At 61.6% G+C, this 16471-nt stretch carries 16 protein-coding genes and 1 pseudogene; 4 read left to right on the top strand and 13 right to left on the bottom strand.

All coding sequences use genetic code 11. The annotated features are described in order from the left end of the window. The 3 genes from NKJ01_RS34455 to NKJ01_RS34445 form a co-directional block, all read left to right on the top strand. Window positions 1-186, top strand: a 186-nt coding sequence (locus NKJ01_RS34455; RefSeq protein ID WP_352734920.1) for a hypothetical protein, incomplete at its 5' end; no start/stop codon positions are given. Window positions 187-200: 14 nt separating this feature from the next. Further along, window positions 201-1346 (top strand): trans-sulfuration enzyme family protein, encoded by a 1146-nt coding sequence (locus NKJ01_RS34450; RefSeq protein WP_352734918.1) that lies wholly within the window; start codon window positions 201-203, stop codon window positions 1344-1346. 536 nt (window positions 1347-1882) lie between these two features. Then, a complete protein-coding gene (locus NKJ01_RS34445) occupies window positions 1883-3529 on the top strand; it encodes an MFS transporter (protein WP_352734916.1) in 1647 nt (548 codons plus the stop codon). A 419-nt stretch (window positions 3530-3948) separates the two neighbouring features. Here NKJ01_RS34445 and rlxS read toward each other — a convergent pair whose 3' ends face one another. The 8 genes from rlxS to NKJ01_RS34405 all read right to left on the bottom strand — a co-directional run bounded on the left by rlxS (window position 3949) and on the right by NKJ01_RS34405 (window position 10989). After that, entirely contained in the window at window positions 3949-5919 is a 1971-nt protein-coding gene (gene rlxS / locus NKJ01_RS34440; protein WP_352734914.1) for a relaxase/mobilization nuclease RlxS, read from the bottom strand. Window positions 5920-6107: 188 nt separating this feature from the next. Then, complete coding sequence (locus NKJ01_RS34435) at window positions 6108-6764, bottom strand: lytic transglycosylase domain-containing protein (RefSeq protein WP_502905948.1); 657 nt, start codon at window positions 6762-6764, stop codon at window positions 6108-6110. Between the two features lie 17 nt (window positions 6765-6781). Then, window positions 6782-7330 carry a S26 family signal peptidase gene (locus tag NKJ01_RS34430; RefSeq protein WP_352734910.1) on the bottom strand — a complete coding sequence of 183 codons (549 nt, stop codon included), beginning with the start codon at window positions 7328-7330 and terminating at the stop codon, window positions 6782-6784. After that, on the bottom strand, window positions 7327-7596 hold the full coding sequence (locus tag NKJ01_RS34425; RefSeq protein WP_023735797.1) for a helix-turn-helix transcriptional regulator: 270 nt from the start codon (window positions 7594-7596) through the stop codon (window positions 7327-7329). The genes NKJ01_RS34430 and NKJ01_RS34425 overlap by 4 nt, the downstream gene beginning before the upstream one ends. Window positions 7597-7766: 170 nt before the next feature. After that, on the bottom strand, window positions 7767-8090 hold the full coding sequence (locus tag NKJ01_RS34420; RefSeq protein WP_023762782.1) for a DUF736 domain-containing protein: 324 nt from the start codon (window positions 8088-8090) through the stop codon (window positions 7767-7769). Window positions 8091-8745: 655 nt separating this feature from the next. Then, window positions 8746-8895 (bottom strand): hypothetical protein, encoded by a 150-nt coding sequence (locus NKJ01_RS34415; protein WP_352734908.1) that lies wholly within the window; start codon window positions 8893-8895, stop codon window positions 8746-8748. A 358-nt stretch (window positions 8896-9253) separates the two neighbouring features. Beyond that, a complete protein-coding gene (locus NKJ01_RS34410; RefSeq protein ID WP_352734906.1) occupies window positions 9254-10216 on the bottom strand; it encodes an ArdC family protein in 963 nt (320 codons plus the stop codon). A gap of 539 nt (window positions 10217-10755) precedes the next feature. Beyond that, on the bottom strand, window positions 10756-10989 hold the full coding sequence (locus NKJ01_RS34405) for a helix-turn-helix domain-containing protein (RefSeq protein WP_023735803.1): 234 nt from the start codon (window positions 10987-10989) through the stop codon (window positions 10756-10758). A gap of 104 nt (window positions 10990-11093) precedes the next feature. Here NKJ01_RS34405 and NKJ01_RS34400 point away from each other — a divergent pair, with 104 nt between their 5' ends. Continuing rightward, window positions 11094-11375, top strand: a complete 282-nt coding sequence (locus NKJ01_RS34400) for a DNA -binding domain-containing protein (RefSeq protein WP_081731037.1) — start codon at window positions 11094-11096, stop codon at window positions 11373-11375. Window positions 11376-11469: 94 nt separating this feature from the next. Here the strand turns inward: NKJ01_RS34400 and NKJ01_RS34395 are convergent, their stop codons facing one another. The 5 genes and pseudogenes from NKJ01_RS34395 to ccoS (NKJ01_RS34375) all read right to left on the bottom strand — a co-directional run. Next, a complete protein-coding gene (locus NKJ01_RS34395) occupies window positions 11470-13380 on the bottom strand; it encodes a putative bifunctional diguanylate cyclase/phosphodiesterase (protein ID WP_352722636.1) in 1911 nt (636 codons plus the stop codon). A 294-nt stretch (window positions 13381-13674) separates the two neighbouring features. Next, window positions 13675-14856, bottom strand: coding sequence for a 5-demethoxyubiquinol-8 5-hydroxylase UbiM (ubiM, locus tag NKJ01_RS34390; protein WP_352734904.1), 1182 nt, complete (start codon window positions 14854-14856; stop codon window positions 13675-13677). Between the two features lie 419 nt (window positions 14857-15275). Further along, a pseudogene (ccoS, locus tag NKJ01_RS34385) lies at window positions 15276-15368 on the bottom strand (cbb3-type cytochrome oxidase assembly protein CcoS); the annotation flags it as partial. Window positions 15369-15563: 195 nt separating this feature from the next. Further along, complete coding sequence (locus NKJ01_RS34380) at window positions 15564-16262, bottom strand: CBS domain-containing protein (protein WP_352734902.1); 699 nt, start codon at window positions 16260-16262, stop codon at window positions 15564-15566. A gap of 66 nt (window positions 16263-16328) precedes the next feature. Beyond that, window positions 16329-16471, bottom strand: a 143-nt coding sequence (ccoS, locus tag NKJ01_RS34375; RefSeq protein ID WP_352734922.1) for a cbb3-type cytochrome oxidase assembly protein CcoS, incomplete at its 5' end; no start/stop codon positions are given.

Here is a 16471-nt window from a genome sequence, read left to right as displayed (position 1 = left end):
TGCCAGTCGATCCAGGGTCAGATTTTGGTCGCGCCTCAAGTCTCGGATTCGAACCGCTATCGCTTTGCCAAGCACCTGCTCGGAACCCATCGCTGTCGTAACATCGGTCATTATATTGACTTAGGACCTCGGCTCACCTATTGCGGTCAGTATAATGACCGGGGCGAAATTGCAACTGCCCGTTAGGAAGGAAATAACCGATGCGTTTTGAGACGAAGGCGATCCACTGCGGCCGAGGGGTCGACGCGGCCACGGGGGCCGTATCCATGCCGCTGCACACCAGCACGACGTTCGAACGCGGTGTCAACGGGTCATTTCCGTCCGGCTTCGAATACACAAGGGATGGAAATCCGACACGCAATGCGTTCGAGGCGGCCATGGCCACGCTCGAGGGAGGGGAACACGGCATCGCCTTCGCGTCGGGCATGGCCGCAATCGCTGCAGTGTTTGAGAGCCATCCGTCGGCGGATCGGATCGTTCTGCCGGATGACATGTATTTCGGCATTCGTTCGCTGATCGAAGAGACCGACATTGGGTCTCGCTTCGACTTTGCCGCCGTCGACATGCGCGATTTGGACGCTTTGCGCGCCGCAGTGACATCGAAGCGGACTGGCCTCGTCTGGGTCGAGACGCCGTCAAACCCGATGATCCGCGTTGTCGACATTGCGGCCATCTGCGCAATCGCGCACGAGGCAGACGCCTTGGCGGTGGTGGACAATACGTGGGCCACCCCAGTGCTTCAACTGCCACTCGAAATCGGGGCAGACGCGGTGATGCACTCGGCGACAAAGTACATTGGCGGCCACTCGGATTTGATGGCCGGTGTCGTCATTGTCCCAAACGCGTCACCCCTCGGTCGCCCATTGCGGATGGTCCAGAAACACAAGGGCAGCGTCGCAGCGCCCTTCGACTGTTGGCTGGCGTTGCGGGGCCTGCAGACATTGCCTGTCCGCATGCGCGCCCATTGCGAAGGCGCACAGAAAGTGGCCGAGGCCCTAGCGTCTCATCCGCGCGTGGAAAAAGTGCTCTTTCCTGGTTTGCAAACTGATCCGGGACACGATCTTGCTACGCGGCAAATGAGCCATTACGGAGCGATGCTATCCTTTATCGTCGAGGGCGGAGCCGATGCTGCAATGGCCGTGGCCGGCCGCCTGAAGATTGTTGTCCGGGCGACAAGCCTTGGCGGGACGCATTCTCTGATAGAGCATCGCGCATCCGTCGAAGGTGCGAAGTCCAAAGCGCCAGGCGGATTGCTGCGAATTTCTGTAGGGCTTGAACATCCTCAGGACATTATCGATGACCTGATGCAGGCCCTAGGCGAAACCTGCAAAGCGGGAGTCCAATGACGCTGGCGCCGCTTTACGTGGCGGCTGGCGCAGCCGACGATCGGCAGAACAATGTTCCTGCTGAGTAGAACGCACGTCCTCTGGTGAACCGCTACCGCCGTGTCGCATCGTCTCCGGCGCGTGGTCGCATGGGTGATGAACGTCTTCGGGTGTCCGGACGATGGCTACGCGCTCGACCGGAAGCGGAAATACCCAGATTTGCCGTTGACCTACTGCTGCTCGACCTCGTCGGAGATCGCGGTCAACAGATGGGATGGATGTGCTGGCACTACGGCAGTTTGACAAGCCGGCCATCGGGGCGCTAGCACCGTCCAAAGCCAAGAGTCGCAGGGCAGAACTGACCGCACCAAGCGGGCTGCGGGACCCATCAGCTAACGGCCAGGTTGGTACCTGAACGCGCATCAGCACCGTGGATGCGACATTGTCCTTGTTGCGAGCGCGATCTCGGAACTTCGTTGTGACGCAGTCTGTGCAGAGAGCGCACCGCTGTAAGCAAAATGAGCGGAAGAACGACACCCAGTGGAGGTGAAGAAGTGATGCGGCGTCAAGATCCTCCGCGCCTTGCGGCAAACACACTGATCCCTCTTCACAACCCGGTCTTTCGTTCTATCTGGACAGCCACGCAGATATCCAGCCTTGGCTGGCTGGTGCAGAGCGTGGCTATAAGCTGGCTCATGGCCACGATTTCAGCCTCCGATCTGATGGTTGCGCTCGTACAGGCTGCATCGACATTGCCTGCGTTCTTCTTGTCGATCCTTGCTGGAGCCATTGCAGACAGCTTCAGCCGCCGCGGCGTGATGCTTGCCGGACACTGCCTTATCGCACTGGCATCCACGGCGCTGGCACTCGCGGTGGGACTGGGCTTTGTTAGTCCATGGCTGATCCTGGGACTGAGTTTCTTGGCCGGATGCGGCTTTGCCTTGAACGATCCAGCATGGCACGCGTCCGTAGGCGATATCCTGGAAAAGCGCGACATACCCGCTGCAGTGACGCTGATGTCGGTGGGGTACAACGTGGTTCGCAGCATAGGACCGGCGCTGGGCGGTGTAATCTTAGCTTTGCTGGGCCCCCTTACCGCTTTCGCCCTCGCTGCGCTAAGTGACCTGGTTCCGTTGAGCGCTGTTCTGCGCTCAAAGTGGCAAGTTCGCTCTTCGCCTCTTCCGCGCGAGCGAATGACTACGGCCATTCATGATGGCATGCGATTCACGGCAATATCCTCAGAGATCAGAGTGGCGATTGTGCGTGCAACCCTGTTCGGGCTGTCAAGCATCTCGATCCTTGCTCTGCTCCCCCTCCTGGTTCGCGACCATCTGGCGGGAGGGCCAATTGTTTACGGCGTTCTATTGGCCGGCTTCGGTACAGGCGCCTTCATGGCCGGCATTGGCAGCAACTACTTGAGACGCATCACGTCCCAGAACCGATTGATCACGCTCGCATCCGTTGCTTGCGCAACGTGCTGCCTTTTGATGGCCCTCACATCGTCGGTGGCTGTGGCGGCGATCGCGCTTGCAATCGGTGGCGCTGGCTGGGTTGTCACCTGGACCGGAACCGACGTGTGTGTGCAGTTGGCAAGCCCAAGGTGGGTCGTTGGTCGCACCCTGTCCATCTATTACGCCTTGACCTACGGCGGCATGGCAGCGGGCAGCTGGATCTGGGGTGCTGTCGCGCAGTACTATTCGCTGACGTCGGCTTTGGAAGGTGCTGCAGCGGCACTGTTGCTGGTCGCGGCTGTGGGAAAGCTATTGCCGGTGCGGCTATGGGAGGAATCGGATCAAGCGGCCGTCGACTTCAGGCCACCAGAACTGGCCCTCCCTTTGAAGCCCAGGAGCGGTCCGATCGTGATCAAGGTGGAGTACTCGATACTCGAGGAGAGTATCGATGAATTTCTGAGCTGCATGCGCGAAAGGCGGCGCGTTCAGAGCCGCGCCGGTGCGCGGGACTGGACCCTCCAGCGCGACCTTCAGAAGTCGACGCTTTGGACCGAGACATTCCGCACGCCGACATGGACGGACTATCTTCGTCTAAACCATCGGCTAACGGTGAATGACAGGGAGGTAGGCGAGCGCCTTGCCGCTCTGCACATGGGTGATTCTCCGCCTCGCATCTCACTTTCCATCGAGCGGTCGACAAGCCCCGCCTCCGGCAGCCAAATCCAGCCTGTGCCTTTTGTATCGCGCCCGTGAGAAAACCAAGACTTGTCTGGGCTTGGACACGGAACGAGCTACTCCTTAATTTGTTGAGCCTGCCCGGAAATCGTTCCGGCCGGTTAGGGGAACATGAAGATTCGCGTGGCAATTATGTCCATCACGGGTCCATGTTCAGCCCGACACCCCCTCTGCCTGCGCATTTCGCTGATCGTGAGCAGCCATTTCACGTGATGGTGAGCGCAACTTTCATTTGATCGTGAGCAGGTATTTCACGCGATCATGAGCGGCCGCTTCGACCGACCTTGTTATTGATTCAGGTGTTTGCGGCTGCGTCAAGAGCGTGGGCGCGAGCCTTCTGTTTTCGCATGCTTTCTCCGGTGAGTTGAAGGCGGTAGCGGAGGAACTCCGTCTGGGCTGAGAACCTGTTTCAACGCGGACAAATAAATTATAGCCATTCACGAAACGCCGGGCCCGCTCCTCTGGCGTCCGATCGTCCAGGAAATCCCCTCGGCGCGCACCACGCCAGACACCTCCTTGCCGATATGATGCTCAAGCACCGGCCGCCAAGGCACCAGCGTGAACTCGCGCGATTTCTCGATGACACCGTATTTTCCGCCGGCGAGCTCGACGCAGCGGCGCAGCGTTCCGTCTATTCGATTGCCATGCTGCGCTTCAGAATACGAGAGCCCGAGTTCGTCCGAGAGCTGACTGGCAACACGGTTCAGCTCTCGTTGGCGCAGCATTGAAAGCATGTTGGCGCGATAGATGACCCGATCCTGCGCATCATGGGCAAGACCTTGCGCGATCAGCCACTGCTGTCGGCGGGCCTGGACCTGACGTACTTCGCGACCGAAGCCAGAGTCGCGCAAGGACTCAGGGTGGGCTGATACCAGCTCCTGGTCGATCCAGGTGGCGCCGTCGAAGCCTACTTGGCTCTCCAGCGGCATTGATGAGAGCTTGTCAACGACAACAGGCTGGGCCCTCGCTCGCTGACGCTCGTAATCCGCGACGCGGTTGAGATGGTCGGGCGCGACTGTCCATGTGCCGTCCGGCTCGCGCTCGACGCCACCGGTCGCACGGCGGATCGCCTCCAGTCGCCGCACGTGCGTTTCGGCAAAGCGTTCGGTGGCCGAGGGGTCATGCTTGAGATGTATATCGATGCTGTAGCGCCCGTCGTTGACCGTGGCGATGCCGGCAATTGTGCGGTCGACTTTTCTTGGCCCGGTGTCCCTCGGTCTGACCCGCACTATGCAGCCCTCTGGTGTCGGTTGGGTGGCCTCGCCTTTGCCGATATCAAAATAGTGGCTTTTGCCGTCCACGCCGTCGACGACGAGGTAATGGCGGTCAGTGATTTCGTCGGCCAGCCCGCGCCCGACGACACGTCCGACCACGGTTTGAGCCGACCCGTCGCATCGATCGTGGATAAGATGGTCGGCGGCACTGCGGACGAGCCCCTTGCCGGTCAGCTCGCGATGGATGGTCTTGACGATGTCGCCGCGCGCACCGATGCGGCGTAGCGTGGCTTCGAGCTCATCCTCCAAGCGCCAGCGACCGGCAGGCATCTCCTCGGCGAGGCCCATCCGCTCGAGCTTGCGCAGGCGGCCCTGGTGCAGCGTCTGGCGAAAGGTGTCTCGGCTGGCCGGTGAGACACACCCCTCATCGTCGCGCATGCGCATCAGCTGCCGGTCGATGCTGGTGAAGCGTTCCTGATCCATCTCCTGGCGCAAGCGCTGCTCGATCTCGCGGTCGGTGCGCGGGCCAAGGTCGAGGCTAACCAGTTCGGCTGCGCGCTCGCGCAAGCCCGAGGAGATGTAGTCCCGCGCTATGACGAGGTTTTCGCCGTGATCATCCCTGCCGCGCACGATGATGTGGGTGTGAGGATGGCCGGTGTTGAAATGGTCGACGGCCACCCAGTCTAGCCTGGTGCCGAGGTCTTCTTCCATTTGCGCCATGAGGCGCCGGGTGAGCGGCTTCAGGTCATCATACTCGATTCCGTCTTCAGGGGCGACGATGAAGCGGAACTGATGACGGTCACCGTTCGAGCGATCGAGAAAGGCCCTGCCGTCCGCGTGGTCATTGTCGGCAGCGTAGAGCTCGCCACGCTCGCCTTCCCGGGTGACGCCGTCGCGCTGGAGGTAGCGGAGGTGCGCACGAGCCCCGTCGACTCCCTTGCCGGCCAGCTTGACGATGCGTGCCTTGACGACTGCGCGCCGCTGCCGAAACGCCGCGTGGCGGTCGCGCGCTCTAAGAACTGTGGCAGCAGCCCCGCCGCGCCCCACCCGGCTTCCGATGAAGCGGCTGCCGCGTCCGCTCCTGCCGCCTGCTCGGTTGACCGCGGCCTGCACCTGGCCAGCGTAGCGTTTGCCCGCCTTCGAGCCGCGCCAGCCAATTTTGCCGAGCTTCGGCGTGAATTCGTCATCCTGCATGCGGCCTCCGATGAACCAGCAGCGAAATCAGAGGCTTGCCCGCCAGACCCTCCTGGACCCGGAGGCAACCTCCTGGGAAAACGATGTGCAGACAAAGACTTCGCGGCCTCCAGGAGGCGCTGCCTTTATCTTGCCTTCCGCGCACCTGCCCCCCCTGGCCCCCGCCCGAACCACGGTAGCCGCTGCCCTCACCTGCGATCCGGCCGGCCTGACCTTGCTCGCTCCGATCCGAGCGGCACCAGGAGTTGGCCATTCGGGCCGGTCACGGAAACACCGTTTCGGAGAAAAAACAGCGACTGCCCGGACGGGATTTCCGGCGCGCTTTTGGAACGGGATTTGCCGGTGAGCGCGTCCATATCGGCGGCCGAAATGCCCGCCGCCTTGATCTCTTCCAGATACGAAACCGTCTCGCTAGGCAGCGGTCGCCCGCGCTGCAAATGCTGCTCGTAGCGCTCCGGCCCGGCGTTATAGGCTGCAAACAGGCCTGGAAATCCGAAGCGGTCATACATGGCGCGCAGATAGGCAGTGCCTGCCAGAATGTTGTCGCGAGGGTCGTGCGGGGCGGCTCCCAGGCCGAGCTCTGTGCGCAACTCCTCGTAGGTGCCTGGCATCACCTGCATGAGGCCAATGGCGCCGGCGCTCGACGTGACCGGCCGCCCATTGAGCGTCGTCTGCCCCCGGCTTTCGGCATCCATGACGGCATAAATCCAGGTCTGTGGAATGCTGAAACGCCGGCTTGCTTCGGCTACGAAGGGCTGCCATCTTGCAAGCTGCGGACTATGGGAGATGACGATCGGCTTCGTGTTGGTCGCGGCGGAACAGGAGCATGGTGCGAGACACGCCATGCTCAGCATAAGGAGGGTCACTCGGTCCATAGCGGCACGAGCCTCCCGATGATGTTTTCGGTCGGCACCGGCCCGAAATAGCGGCTGTCGAACGAGCGATCTTTATCGCTGCCGAGCAGGAAAACCTCGTCGGCGGCGAGTTTTCGGCATGCATTCCACCAAGGCAGCGGACGGTGCTGCGTGTCGGTTGCAAGCCGGCGCGCGGCTATCTCGCCGCCGATGATGATGGCGTCGCCGAAGGTGCAGACATGCTCGCCGGGCAGCGCCGCAAGGCGCTTGACCAGCGGCACGTTGCTGGGCAGATAGAAGCGTTCGGCGGCGAGATCGGCGACCGGTCTTGGTGGGCGGACGAGTACGAGATCACCACGAGCGGGCGATCCGGATGCGACGCGATAGAGGCCGACCGGCGCACTCGCCGAGGCGTTCCAGACCAGCCAAGGCGATGGTTTGCCGAAGGCGGCGAAGCCGATCAGGCCAAGGCCGATTGTGGCAACGACGATCGTCTTGCGGGCTCGAATGCGCCGCAGATGGCTGCCGATCAGACGGATGGTGGGACGCCGGCTCATGAGCGGCCTCCCTCACCGGCCGAGCCGGATTCGTGCGCGCCATCCTCGGGCGCGGTCTCCTGCGCGTGCCCCTTCGACCAGTCGTCGAGTTCGTCGATGTGATAGCGGACATAGCGGCCGTGCTTGCGGAATTGTGGGCCACCGCCTTTGAGGCGCATCTTCTCCAGCGTGCGCTGGGACAGCCCGATATAGAAGGCCGCCTGCGCGGTGTTGAGAAACGGACTGCCCTTCTTGGCGCGGGCTGCGCGTTCGTTTTCGTCGTCCATGATGATCCTCGGTTCGTTACGGGCAAGCGAGGCGAGGATCGGCGAGCGAGATCGTTTTGGGGACGGGCGAAGAGTGGGGGGCGAGTTTTCGCCGCCCCCTTCGGCGGCCTCACGGGTCCTGAGAGAGGCCCTGCGCCGGTTGGCGGCGCAGGGCTTTGCGGGTCGGCCGGTCAGTCGACCGGGTTCCAGATGATGGCGTAAGTGTCGTCGTCATCCTGGCCGGCGGCGCGGCCCAGATTGGCGTAGAGCTTGCGCGGGCCAAACTCGGGGGCCGCAATCGACAGGCTCACATAGTCCTTGCCGGAGGTCTCGCCGGTGCGGATCCAGGCCGCACCCACTTCGACCCCTTGCGTCAGCACCCGGAAGTCGGGATGGGTGTCGGCGCTCTTTGCCTGATTGGGCACGATGTCGATGTCGGCGCGGACGCTGAGCGTCTTGAGCTGGCCCTTGTAGCCGCCGTTTTCCTGTTTGGTGACGTATCCGATTGCGGTCATTTTCAGTCTCCTCTTGGTGCTCGCAGGGGACCATTCCCCTGCGATGGCGGACCGTGATGGGCGCGTCCGGACCGCCGGAACCGGCACGGCCGCAGCGATAGCGGAGGACCCGAGCGAGGAGCTTTTTTGAAGCGAAGCGGCGCGAGGAAGCCGCCGCAGGCGGCGGGGAAAAAAGCTGCCGGCGAGGGTTTCGGGCGGGCCGGATCCGCCCATAGGTCGTCAAGCCAGGCGCAGGGGAATGGTCCCTGAGACACAATGGAGACAGGTTGCGCGATCGGGGGCACAACGAGCAGGCGGCAATATGCGGGGGGCCGGCGGCGCGGGCTCTCTCGGCAATCGGATTGGCAATTGGACCCACGCGCCTGGCGCCTCAGCAAGTAATGCGGGCGGTGCGGGGCTGCCGAAATGGGGCGAATTGGCGTTGGAATTTATCGCACGCGGCACTGGCTCGGCAAGACGATCAATCGGAGCCGGCGCGGCCCGGAGCGGCGCGCGCGTCCTTAGCTGCAGTACTCGAGAAAACGCCGCTCGGGCCCTGATCGACTATTCGCGCACGAACAGCGACTGCTTCCTTGCGCACAGATCGGCGAATAGGAAGGCCTCGCGGCTGGTGTAGCTTTCGGCCGGGAATTTCACCCAGCGCGGCAGCCAGGTCTCAACCTGAAGCGGCCATTCTCGACGCCAGGGTAGTCTCGGTTTGGGACTCGTCCTTCCAGGCGAAATTGCTGTCGGCGACATGCTTGAAGCCGATCTCGGTGAGCATCGAATCGGCGATTTCCTCGTCGCGCAGCGATCGAAAAGGCATCGTCCGGTTGCCACCATATGCCCACGACGCGCACGATATTGTCGTCGCAGAGCGCCCACCTTGCGCGCGAACATGCCGGCGGCAGCAAGGGGTCGCGATTGCCGCCGGCCACCACGCTATTCTCGGTCCGGTGATCCGAGCAGGGCCAACAGCTTGTGCCGCATATTGCCGAATGCGGCGTCAGCCTTGCAGCCGGCAAGGCTGGCAGTCACTGACTCGTTGGCTGCGCGCTGCGGCTCGGGGCGCACCTTGGCGATGCAGATCGGCATAGTTCAGCATCGGGCCGGTGAGTTCCGGCGCCGTCAGAAATGGGCATCTGCTCGCTTTGCGGCGTCGGCCAGTTGAGCATGGTGCATCGTCATGCCGCAATCCCTTCTTGCGCCTCGCCTTCGGCATCGGCCTGAAGGCCAAGCAGGAAATCGGCGGCCTTCGAAGCGAGGCTGGCGGCACGGAATATAGCGCGGTTGTCCTCGCGCAGCACCTTCAGCCATGAGCCGATGTAATCGGCGTGACGCACGGTCGGCTCGATGCCGAGATTGCTGCAGACGAAGGCGGCAGTGATTTCGGCGACCAATTCTTCACGCGCGTAAGCCTTGGAGCCGAACGAGCCGGAGAGGTCGCGAGCAAGCCGCGTCGGGTGGCCGGTCCAGTGGCCAAGCTCGTGAAAGCAGGTCCGGTAATAGTCGATCTGCTGATGGAACGCTGGCTGCGGCGGCACCTGAATGTGGTCGCTGCCCGGCATGTAGAAAGCGCGATCGCCGCCGACCCTGAAATCCGCACCACTGGCGCGAATCAGCGTTTCGGCCTGCGGCACGATCTCGCACTGAGGCAGCGGCTCGGCGGGGGCATGGAGGTGTTCCGGAAAATTGTCGCACTGCGCGACATTGAAGACGGTAAAGCGCTTCAGAAAAGGCACGGCCTGTGGTGCATCGCCCTCGTGGCGTGCGCGCTCCTTCTCGTCCTTGGGGACAAAGCGGTCGGCATGCACGATGGTCGTGCCGCGCTCGCCCTTCCTGACATTGCCGCCCAGGGCAAGCGCCTGCCGGAAGGTCAGCCAATTCTGGCTGGGATAGCTGCGCTCGATGACGGCGCCCCACAGGATGAGGATATTGATGCCGGAATAGCTGCGCCCCGTGGACGCATTCCTCGGCAGGCCGAGGCCTGCTTTTGCGCTGCCCCATGGCTTGACCCATGGCACGGTACCGCGCTCCAGCTCGGCAATGATGCGGTCGGTGATCTCTTGATAAAGGCTGGCGCCCGGGCGCCTGCCCTTGCCTGCGCCAGCCTCTCCGCTGGTGGTACGCTTGCTGTTTGCATGCATCGTTTCATCCTCCGCTCACCAATCGCCGCGCCTTTCCCCGGAAGCGGGGTGGGCGGCGAGTCGCGACCGGAAGGGCCCGCCTAGTAGGCGGACCGCATCCGAAGGACCGGAACGAAGAGGAGGACCCTGCGCGGCACGCGAAGGGTTGCGGGCTGCCGCAGCGGGTCTAGAAGGGAGTGCCGCCCGCCCCGCGCCACCGGGAAAGGCCAACAGACAAACCGCGCCGCCCGCAAGGGCGGCGGCCGTCACAGCCCGAAGGGCTGCCCACGCCAAGGGGCGAAGCCGAATGGCCGAGACCGCCTGAGCTTGCCGAAGAAAAGCGGGCTCGGTTCACGAGCACCTGGTGCGCGTCGTCAGGCGCGCGGGCGCGCGCCAAGTTTTTTCGCACATTGGTCAGGCGGCGCAGTTACGTCGAGAACCCAAAGGCACCGCCGCCGTGCGCGCGGCTTCCTCCGAAAACCAGCGCTCGCCTTTCAACAAATTGAGGCATTGTCCTAGACAATATTCCTGTCCGGATCATGATAGATGCGGCGCGCCCGCTAGGACCGGAGGCTGGACAGAATCTCGCACGGATCAGCGTCAATGGCCGCAGTTATGTCGAGAAACTCGATGACGTCGAGACGCCGCTCTGCGCCCTCGTACTTGGCCACGAAGGATTGGGGACGACCAAGCTTGTCAGCCAGCTGCTCCTGGGTCAGGCCTTTGGCCTTGCGCAGCGAAACCAGCTGGGCCAGAAAACGCTGGTGGCGGGGCGATCGAAGGGATTTGGGCATGGAGGCGAACCGGTCGGGTAAAGACCGGATCAGCGACTAATCCCGGTTTCGGATTATCCCATTTTGGGATATACTGCGTGCGCTCACAGGCGAGGTTCGCAGGCATGAATGGACCAATGGGAACAGATGAGACTCGAAGCTCAACTTTGAGCGATGAAGTCCCCTGGTCGGAGAACCTCACGAGCTACGACAGGGAGCATTTCACGATCTACCTGCGGATCCTGGATGCCTGCGCCGACAATGCCAGCGAAAAGGAGATGGCCGAGCGCATTCTCGGCATCGACCCGTCCATTGACCCGGTCCGCGCCCGCAAAGCTCTTCGCAGCCATATCGACCGTGCGAACTGGATGGTGACGACCGGCTACAAGGAACTGTTCGCCGGCTGATGCACAACGCCCACTGCCACGTGTTTCGAGCAGGCAAGTCTCTGTAGCCAAATTCGGCAGCGCACGGCCGCGACGGCCGGCGCGGCGGGAGCGGTCACAACTGGTTCGCGTGCTGTTTGACTGCCACTTCCAGTGCTTGCATCAAAGGCACAGCCTTGGAGAAGAGGAAGCCCTGAGCGGTTCGGCAGCCAAGCTTGTGCAGGGTTTGCCGATCAGCCTCTGTTTCGACGCCCTCGGCCATGACCTCGATCCCGAGCATGTCACCGAGTTCGATGACCGATTTGACAAGCAGTCGGTCCTCTCGGGACTTGGCCAAGCCGCGAATGAAGCCCTGGTCTATTTTCACCTTGCGTATCCGACGGTCCTTGAGAGATGCCAAGGTAGAAAAGCCGGTGCCGAAGTCATCGAGCGCGATGGAAATACCGGCATGTGAAAGCCGTCCGAGCTTTTCATCCACTCTGTCCGGGTCCACCGGCGATTCTTCGGTAATCTCGATTTCGAACATCGTCGCAGGCAGGCCTCTTGCCGCCAGACCCTCCAGAACCATGTCGTCGATATCGCCGGCTTCCAGTTCGCGAGGGGAAACATTCATCGCCACACGAATGTCACGACAGTCAGCTTTCACCAAGCCGTCGATAAAAGCACAACAGTCGGCGAATACGGTTTGCGTCAGCAGCTGAAGCATTCCGGTTTCGCGTGCGGCCGTGATGATTTCGGGTGGAGAGATGGCACCATGCGTCGGATGGGACCATCTCAGCAAGGCTTCAAAACCGACCACGGTCTCGGTTTCGAGTTTCACGATCGGCTGGAACCAAGGTTGCAATCTTCCCGTCTTTATCGCCGAATGAAGATCCCGTTCGATCGACTGGCGACGTTGCAGTTCCCTGTCGAGTTCGGCATCGAACAGGCAAAATTCGTTCCTGCCATGGCGCTTGGCCGTATACAGGGCGATATCCGCCCGCAACAACATTTCAGTCAGGCTCGGCGTCTGCGCCAAGTATATCCCTATCGATGCCCCGACCCGAACGGACGCGACCTCGATATAGGGGCGAGCAATCTTGGCTATGATATTGGAGGCGAGATCACTGGCAGAAAGCGAAGCTCTCGTTGAGGGAAAAACCAGCACGAATTCATCGCCGCCGATACGAGCGAGCGTTGAGCCTTCGGGTGCTTCCTGCTCTATGCGGCGAGCGATCATGACAAGCAGTTCATCACCGGTCCTGTGACCGTAGGTGTCGTTGACAGATTTGAAGCCGTCCAGATCGATCAGCATTGCCACGAAGGGGCCATCCGCGGTCTTGAACCGACCGATGGCGTGTTCAAGGCCCCGCCTGTTGAGAAGGGCGGTCAGATGGTCCTCCCTGGAGTTGCGCTCCATTTCCGACGCAAATCGCTCTGCCTCATGTCTCAGGCGGCTTGCTTCGCGGAAGCGCGCCTGCCCAACAAACGAAGCTCGGACCAAGCCGCCCATGAAGAGCAGAACGGTGAAAGCCAGAATGTAGCGTTCAAAATTGCCTTTCGCCAAAAGGCACGCCACCGTGATGAGGAGTGGAGGTGTGATGAAGCTGGTCGCCGCCGCGGCATACGAACTGCCATATGTAACCGCACCAGCTGAAATGCCCGCCAGTATGACCAGATGCATCGGTGCTTGTGGTGTTGTGTATCCAACAGTCAGGACGGCCGGGAAGGACCATGCAAACCCTGCCAGAAGGGCAAGGACGCCAAACATGCGAAGGCGCGGCAAAACGCCAAGCAAATCCTGATGGCGCCCCGTTTCCTTTAGCTGAAAACGGGCGAGTGCAAGCCGGGCGGCATTTAGCGCATTGACGACCAGGAACCAGCTTGCAGCGGCAAAGCCGCCGCCAGAAAGGGCCTGCACCGCGCAAATCAGGCCTGACAGGATCGCGCTTATCGGCATCGACACGAAGAGCCCGGCCCTCAGGTCAGCAAGCTGATCCTGACGGATTTTGGCCTCCAGCGATTCTTCTTCCTTTAGGGGTGCCATGAATGGACCAGCTTGCTTGCGTCGTTGTTCGCGAGGACCAAACCTATGCAAGCCCACTGAAGGACGGGTTAACTACCCAGCGAGGGTAACCAGTGCGCTCACCATGCTTCGGGTCACACCTTTGGCTTAGCATTGCCGAATCATCAAGGCTTCGCCCGCGCGCGTGCCTTGATCCGAATCATGCCATGATCGGCAACGTCACCAGGAGACAGCCTTGCCCCGCGACGACGCGCGCCAGCAAGACAAGGAAGCCTCGCCGAGACAGCGTTCCAGAGCGGCAGCGCTCTGTGCGATTCACCGCCTGAGCATGGCCGAAATGCCATGGCGGACAAAGGGAAGATGTTGGGCAAAGCGGAGCCCAGCATGTCTTGCAAGCCGTGCCGCCGGGTGCTCGCTTGAGTAAAGACCGACAAGCATGTTGGTGGCATGATAGAGCGGCGCCGCCGACAGCCGCAGCCGGCTTTCGTATCTGCCGAGCATGTCGGGATCGGCAATGTCGCGGCGGGCGCGACATGCTGTCAGTATTTTATGAGCGAGTTGCTTCTGGCCGCTGAGGCCGATGTTGAAGCCATGCGCGGTCACCGGGTGCATGCCGATGGCAGCGTCTCCGATCAGTGCCGCACTCGGAGCCGAGAACTTGTGCGCCCAGGTCGTGACCAGCGGATAGGCATGGCGGGTGCTTGCCAGGGTCATCTCTCCGAGACGTCCTCGACACCGGTTCATCAATTCCATGAGGAACAATTCGTCATCGAGAGCAAACAGTCTGTCGGCCTCACTTGAGCGCAAAGTCAGAAGCAGCGACGACACGCCTCCCATGAGCGGCAACATCGCGATGGTCTGATGGTGGTCGAACCATTCGACCGCGATCTGGTGATGGAAGCGCTCGTGCCTCACTCGGCAAATCAGCATGGAGTGGCCAAGCGGATGGATGTTTGCGCCAATGCCGAGCAGGTCGCGCATCGCGGACAAACGCGAATCCGCTGCGACGAGCAGCCGAGCGGCCAATTGCCTGCCATCAGAAAGCGTTATGACCGCCTCGTCTTCGCTATTTGTTGCATTGACGACCGAGTTGCCGCACAGCAGCCGGGCATGGTCCTGGAAGTAGACAATTTTGAACAGGGCATCGCGGATCTGACAATTTGGGACCAGAAATCCGAGTGGTTCCCCAGATCGGCTGAGAGCATCGAAGCACAGGGCGAAAGGGCTCGATCCGTTGAGCACGCGCGCGCCATGAAGCGGTGATTTGTCCGATGCGGGGATGGCGTCCCAGGCGCCGAGCTCGCGCAGGATTCTCACTGATGCGTGGGTCAGCGCGATCTCGCGACCGTCGAAAGCCGGATTCGCCAGGCTGTCGAGCGACTGCCGTTCAACCACTGCCACCTTGAGTCGGCTCCGGGCGAGCGATGCTGCGAAGGCAAGCCCGACCGGCCCAGCTCCGACGACAATGATGTCGAATGTTTCCACAGAGCCGGCCATCAGCGTGCCGCCATAGCGGCTATCTGCGATACGAAGCGCTCTTGAAGCATCGCAATCACCCACGGTTTGCCGCTCATCTCCCCAGCGTCGATAGACATGCGTTCTCCGTTCAGAGACGGGTCAATGAAACCACGCCGTTGAAGAGATAACGCTGATCTGGATCAACCAGGGTCGACAAACCCGGCAGCGGCGGGTTCACGGTCGAGTGGTCGATTGCCGTGAAAAGGTCTGCATGTCTGGGCATTCTGAATGGTCGGCTTCCCAACCGGCGTGCCCCTCCTGGCCAAAGGTTCGGCAACGTATATTGGCTGATCCGTTCTTCGCACGCGCGCCGTATCGTCATGACGCGGGCAAGCGCCAGCGAAGACTAGGTCGACTGACGACCAGCATCCGCACAATCGTTGGCGCCGCCAGCCGGTTCAGCCTCGCGGATCTTCCCGATCGATAAGGACCCGCTCGGCGGGGCCGTCAAGATCTTCGTATTGGCCGCTCTTCAAGGTCCACAGGAAGCCCCGGTCCAAGCCCCACCAAAACAGGCAGCGGCCATCGCATTTCCGTCAGGACGGGCGTCTTGCTGCCGACAGCGTGCTCTCCGACCATGACGGGCGCTAGACGCCGAAGGAACTCGCCGAAGGCCTCATGTCCAAGTGATGTGGAAGGGAGCAGAACCAAAGGGACTCTGCTTGGCGTGCCCGCTTTTTTCGCAGCTACGAAACCATCACCGAGAACGGATCCGTACTGAGGAGGAGGCCGTCCTTGACTTGCCCGACGCCGGCAACCTTCTCAGCCGCAACGATCGCTGCCTTCCGTTGACGCTCGTCGACAATCGTCCCCTTCAGTTCGACAACGCCGTCGCTGACCCTCACATCGATCAAGTCACCACCGCTCCAGGTTTGTGGCTGCAGTTCGGCAAGGATAGCCTTGCGGATCAGGTCGTCATCGGGTGGCGTGGTGCCCTGTTTTGAGATGGCGCGGATCAGCACAAGCAGCAAATCAGTTCGCGTGATGATGCCGACGACCCTTTCCCGATCGACAATCGGGACATTGTTGATGCGGTGTTGCATCATCAGGTCGACAACATCTGCAATCGAGGCGCCAGGAGGCGCCGAGATGACCTGTGGGCTCATCACCTGATGGATGATCCGTCCGTTCGAGCGCACATAGTCATGGGCGGTTGTGCCCGGGCCAAGATCAAGCTCCAGCCAGCGCGGACGCACACGCTGGGTTCCGAGTTCCTCTCGGCGCAAGAAGTCGCTTTTGCTTACAATGCCAACCAGGGTGCCGTCGCTGTTCGTTATCGGCAGGCAGCTGACTTTGCTTGAAAGCATGAGCTCGACCGCTTCGGCGATTGTTGCGTTCGCATGCGTCGTGATGACTGGCTTTGTCATTATGGATTGGGCTTGCATCCTCACCCTCCTGATCTTTCGTCGGACGACGATAGGACATCCCGACCCGCGGCGCGTTGATCTGAGTCACTTGGAACGAGTGGTCTTCTCCGCGCCGTCGTCGCCATCGATCAGGATCCGTTCGGCGGCTCCATCGAGATCTTCATATTGACCGCTTCTCAAGGCCCACAGAAAGCCCCCAAGTCCAAGGGCGCCAAGGAAGAGGGCCA

It is taken from the genome of Mesorhizobium sp. M0276, from assembly GCF_040321755.1.
Taxonomy (GTDB): Bacteria; Pseudomonadota; Alphaproteobacteria; order Rhizobiales; family Rhizobiaceae; genus Mesorhizobium.
Note: the sequence above shows the minus strand (reverse complement) of the source record. Positions and strands in the feature narration are given on the sequence as shown.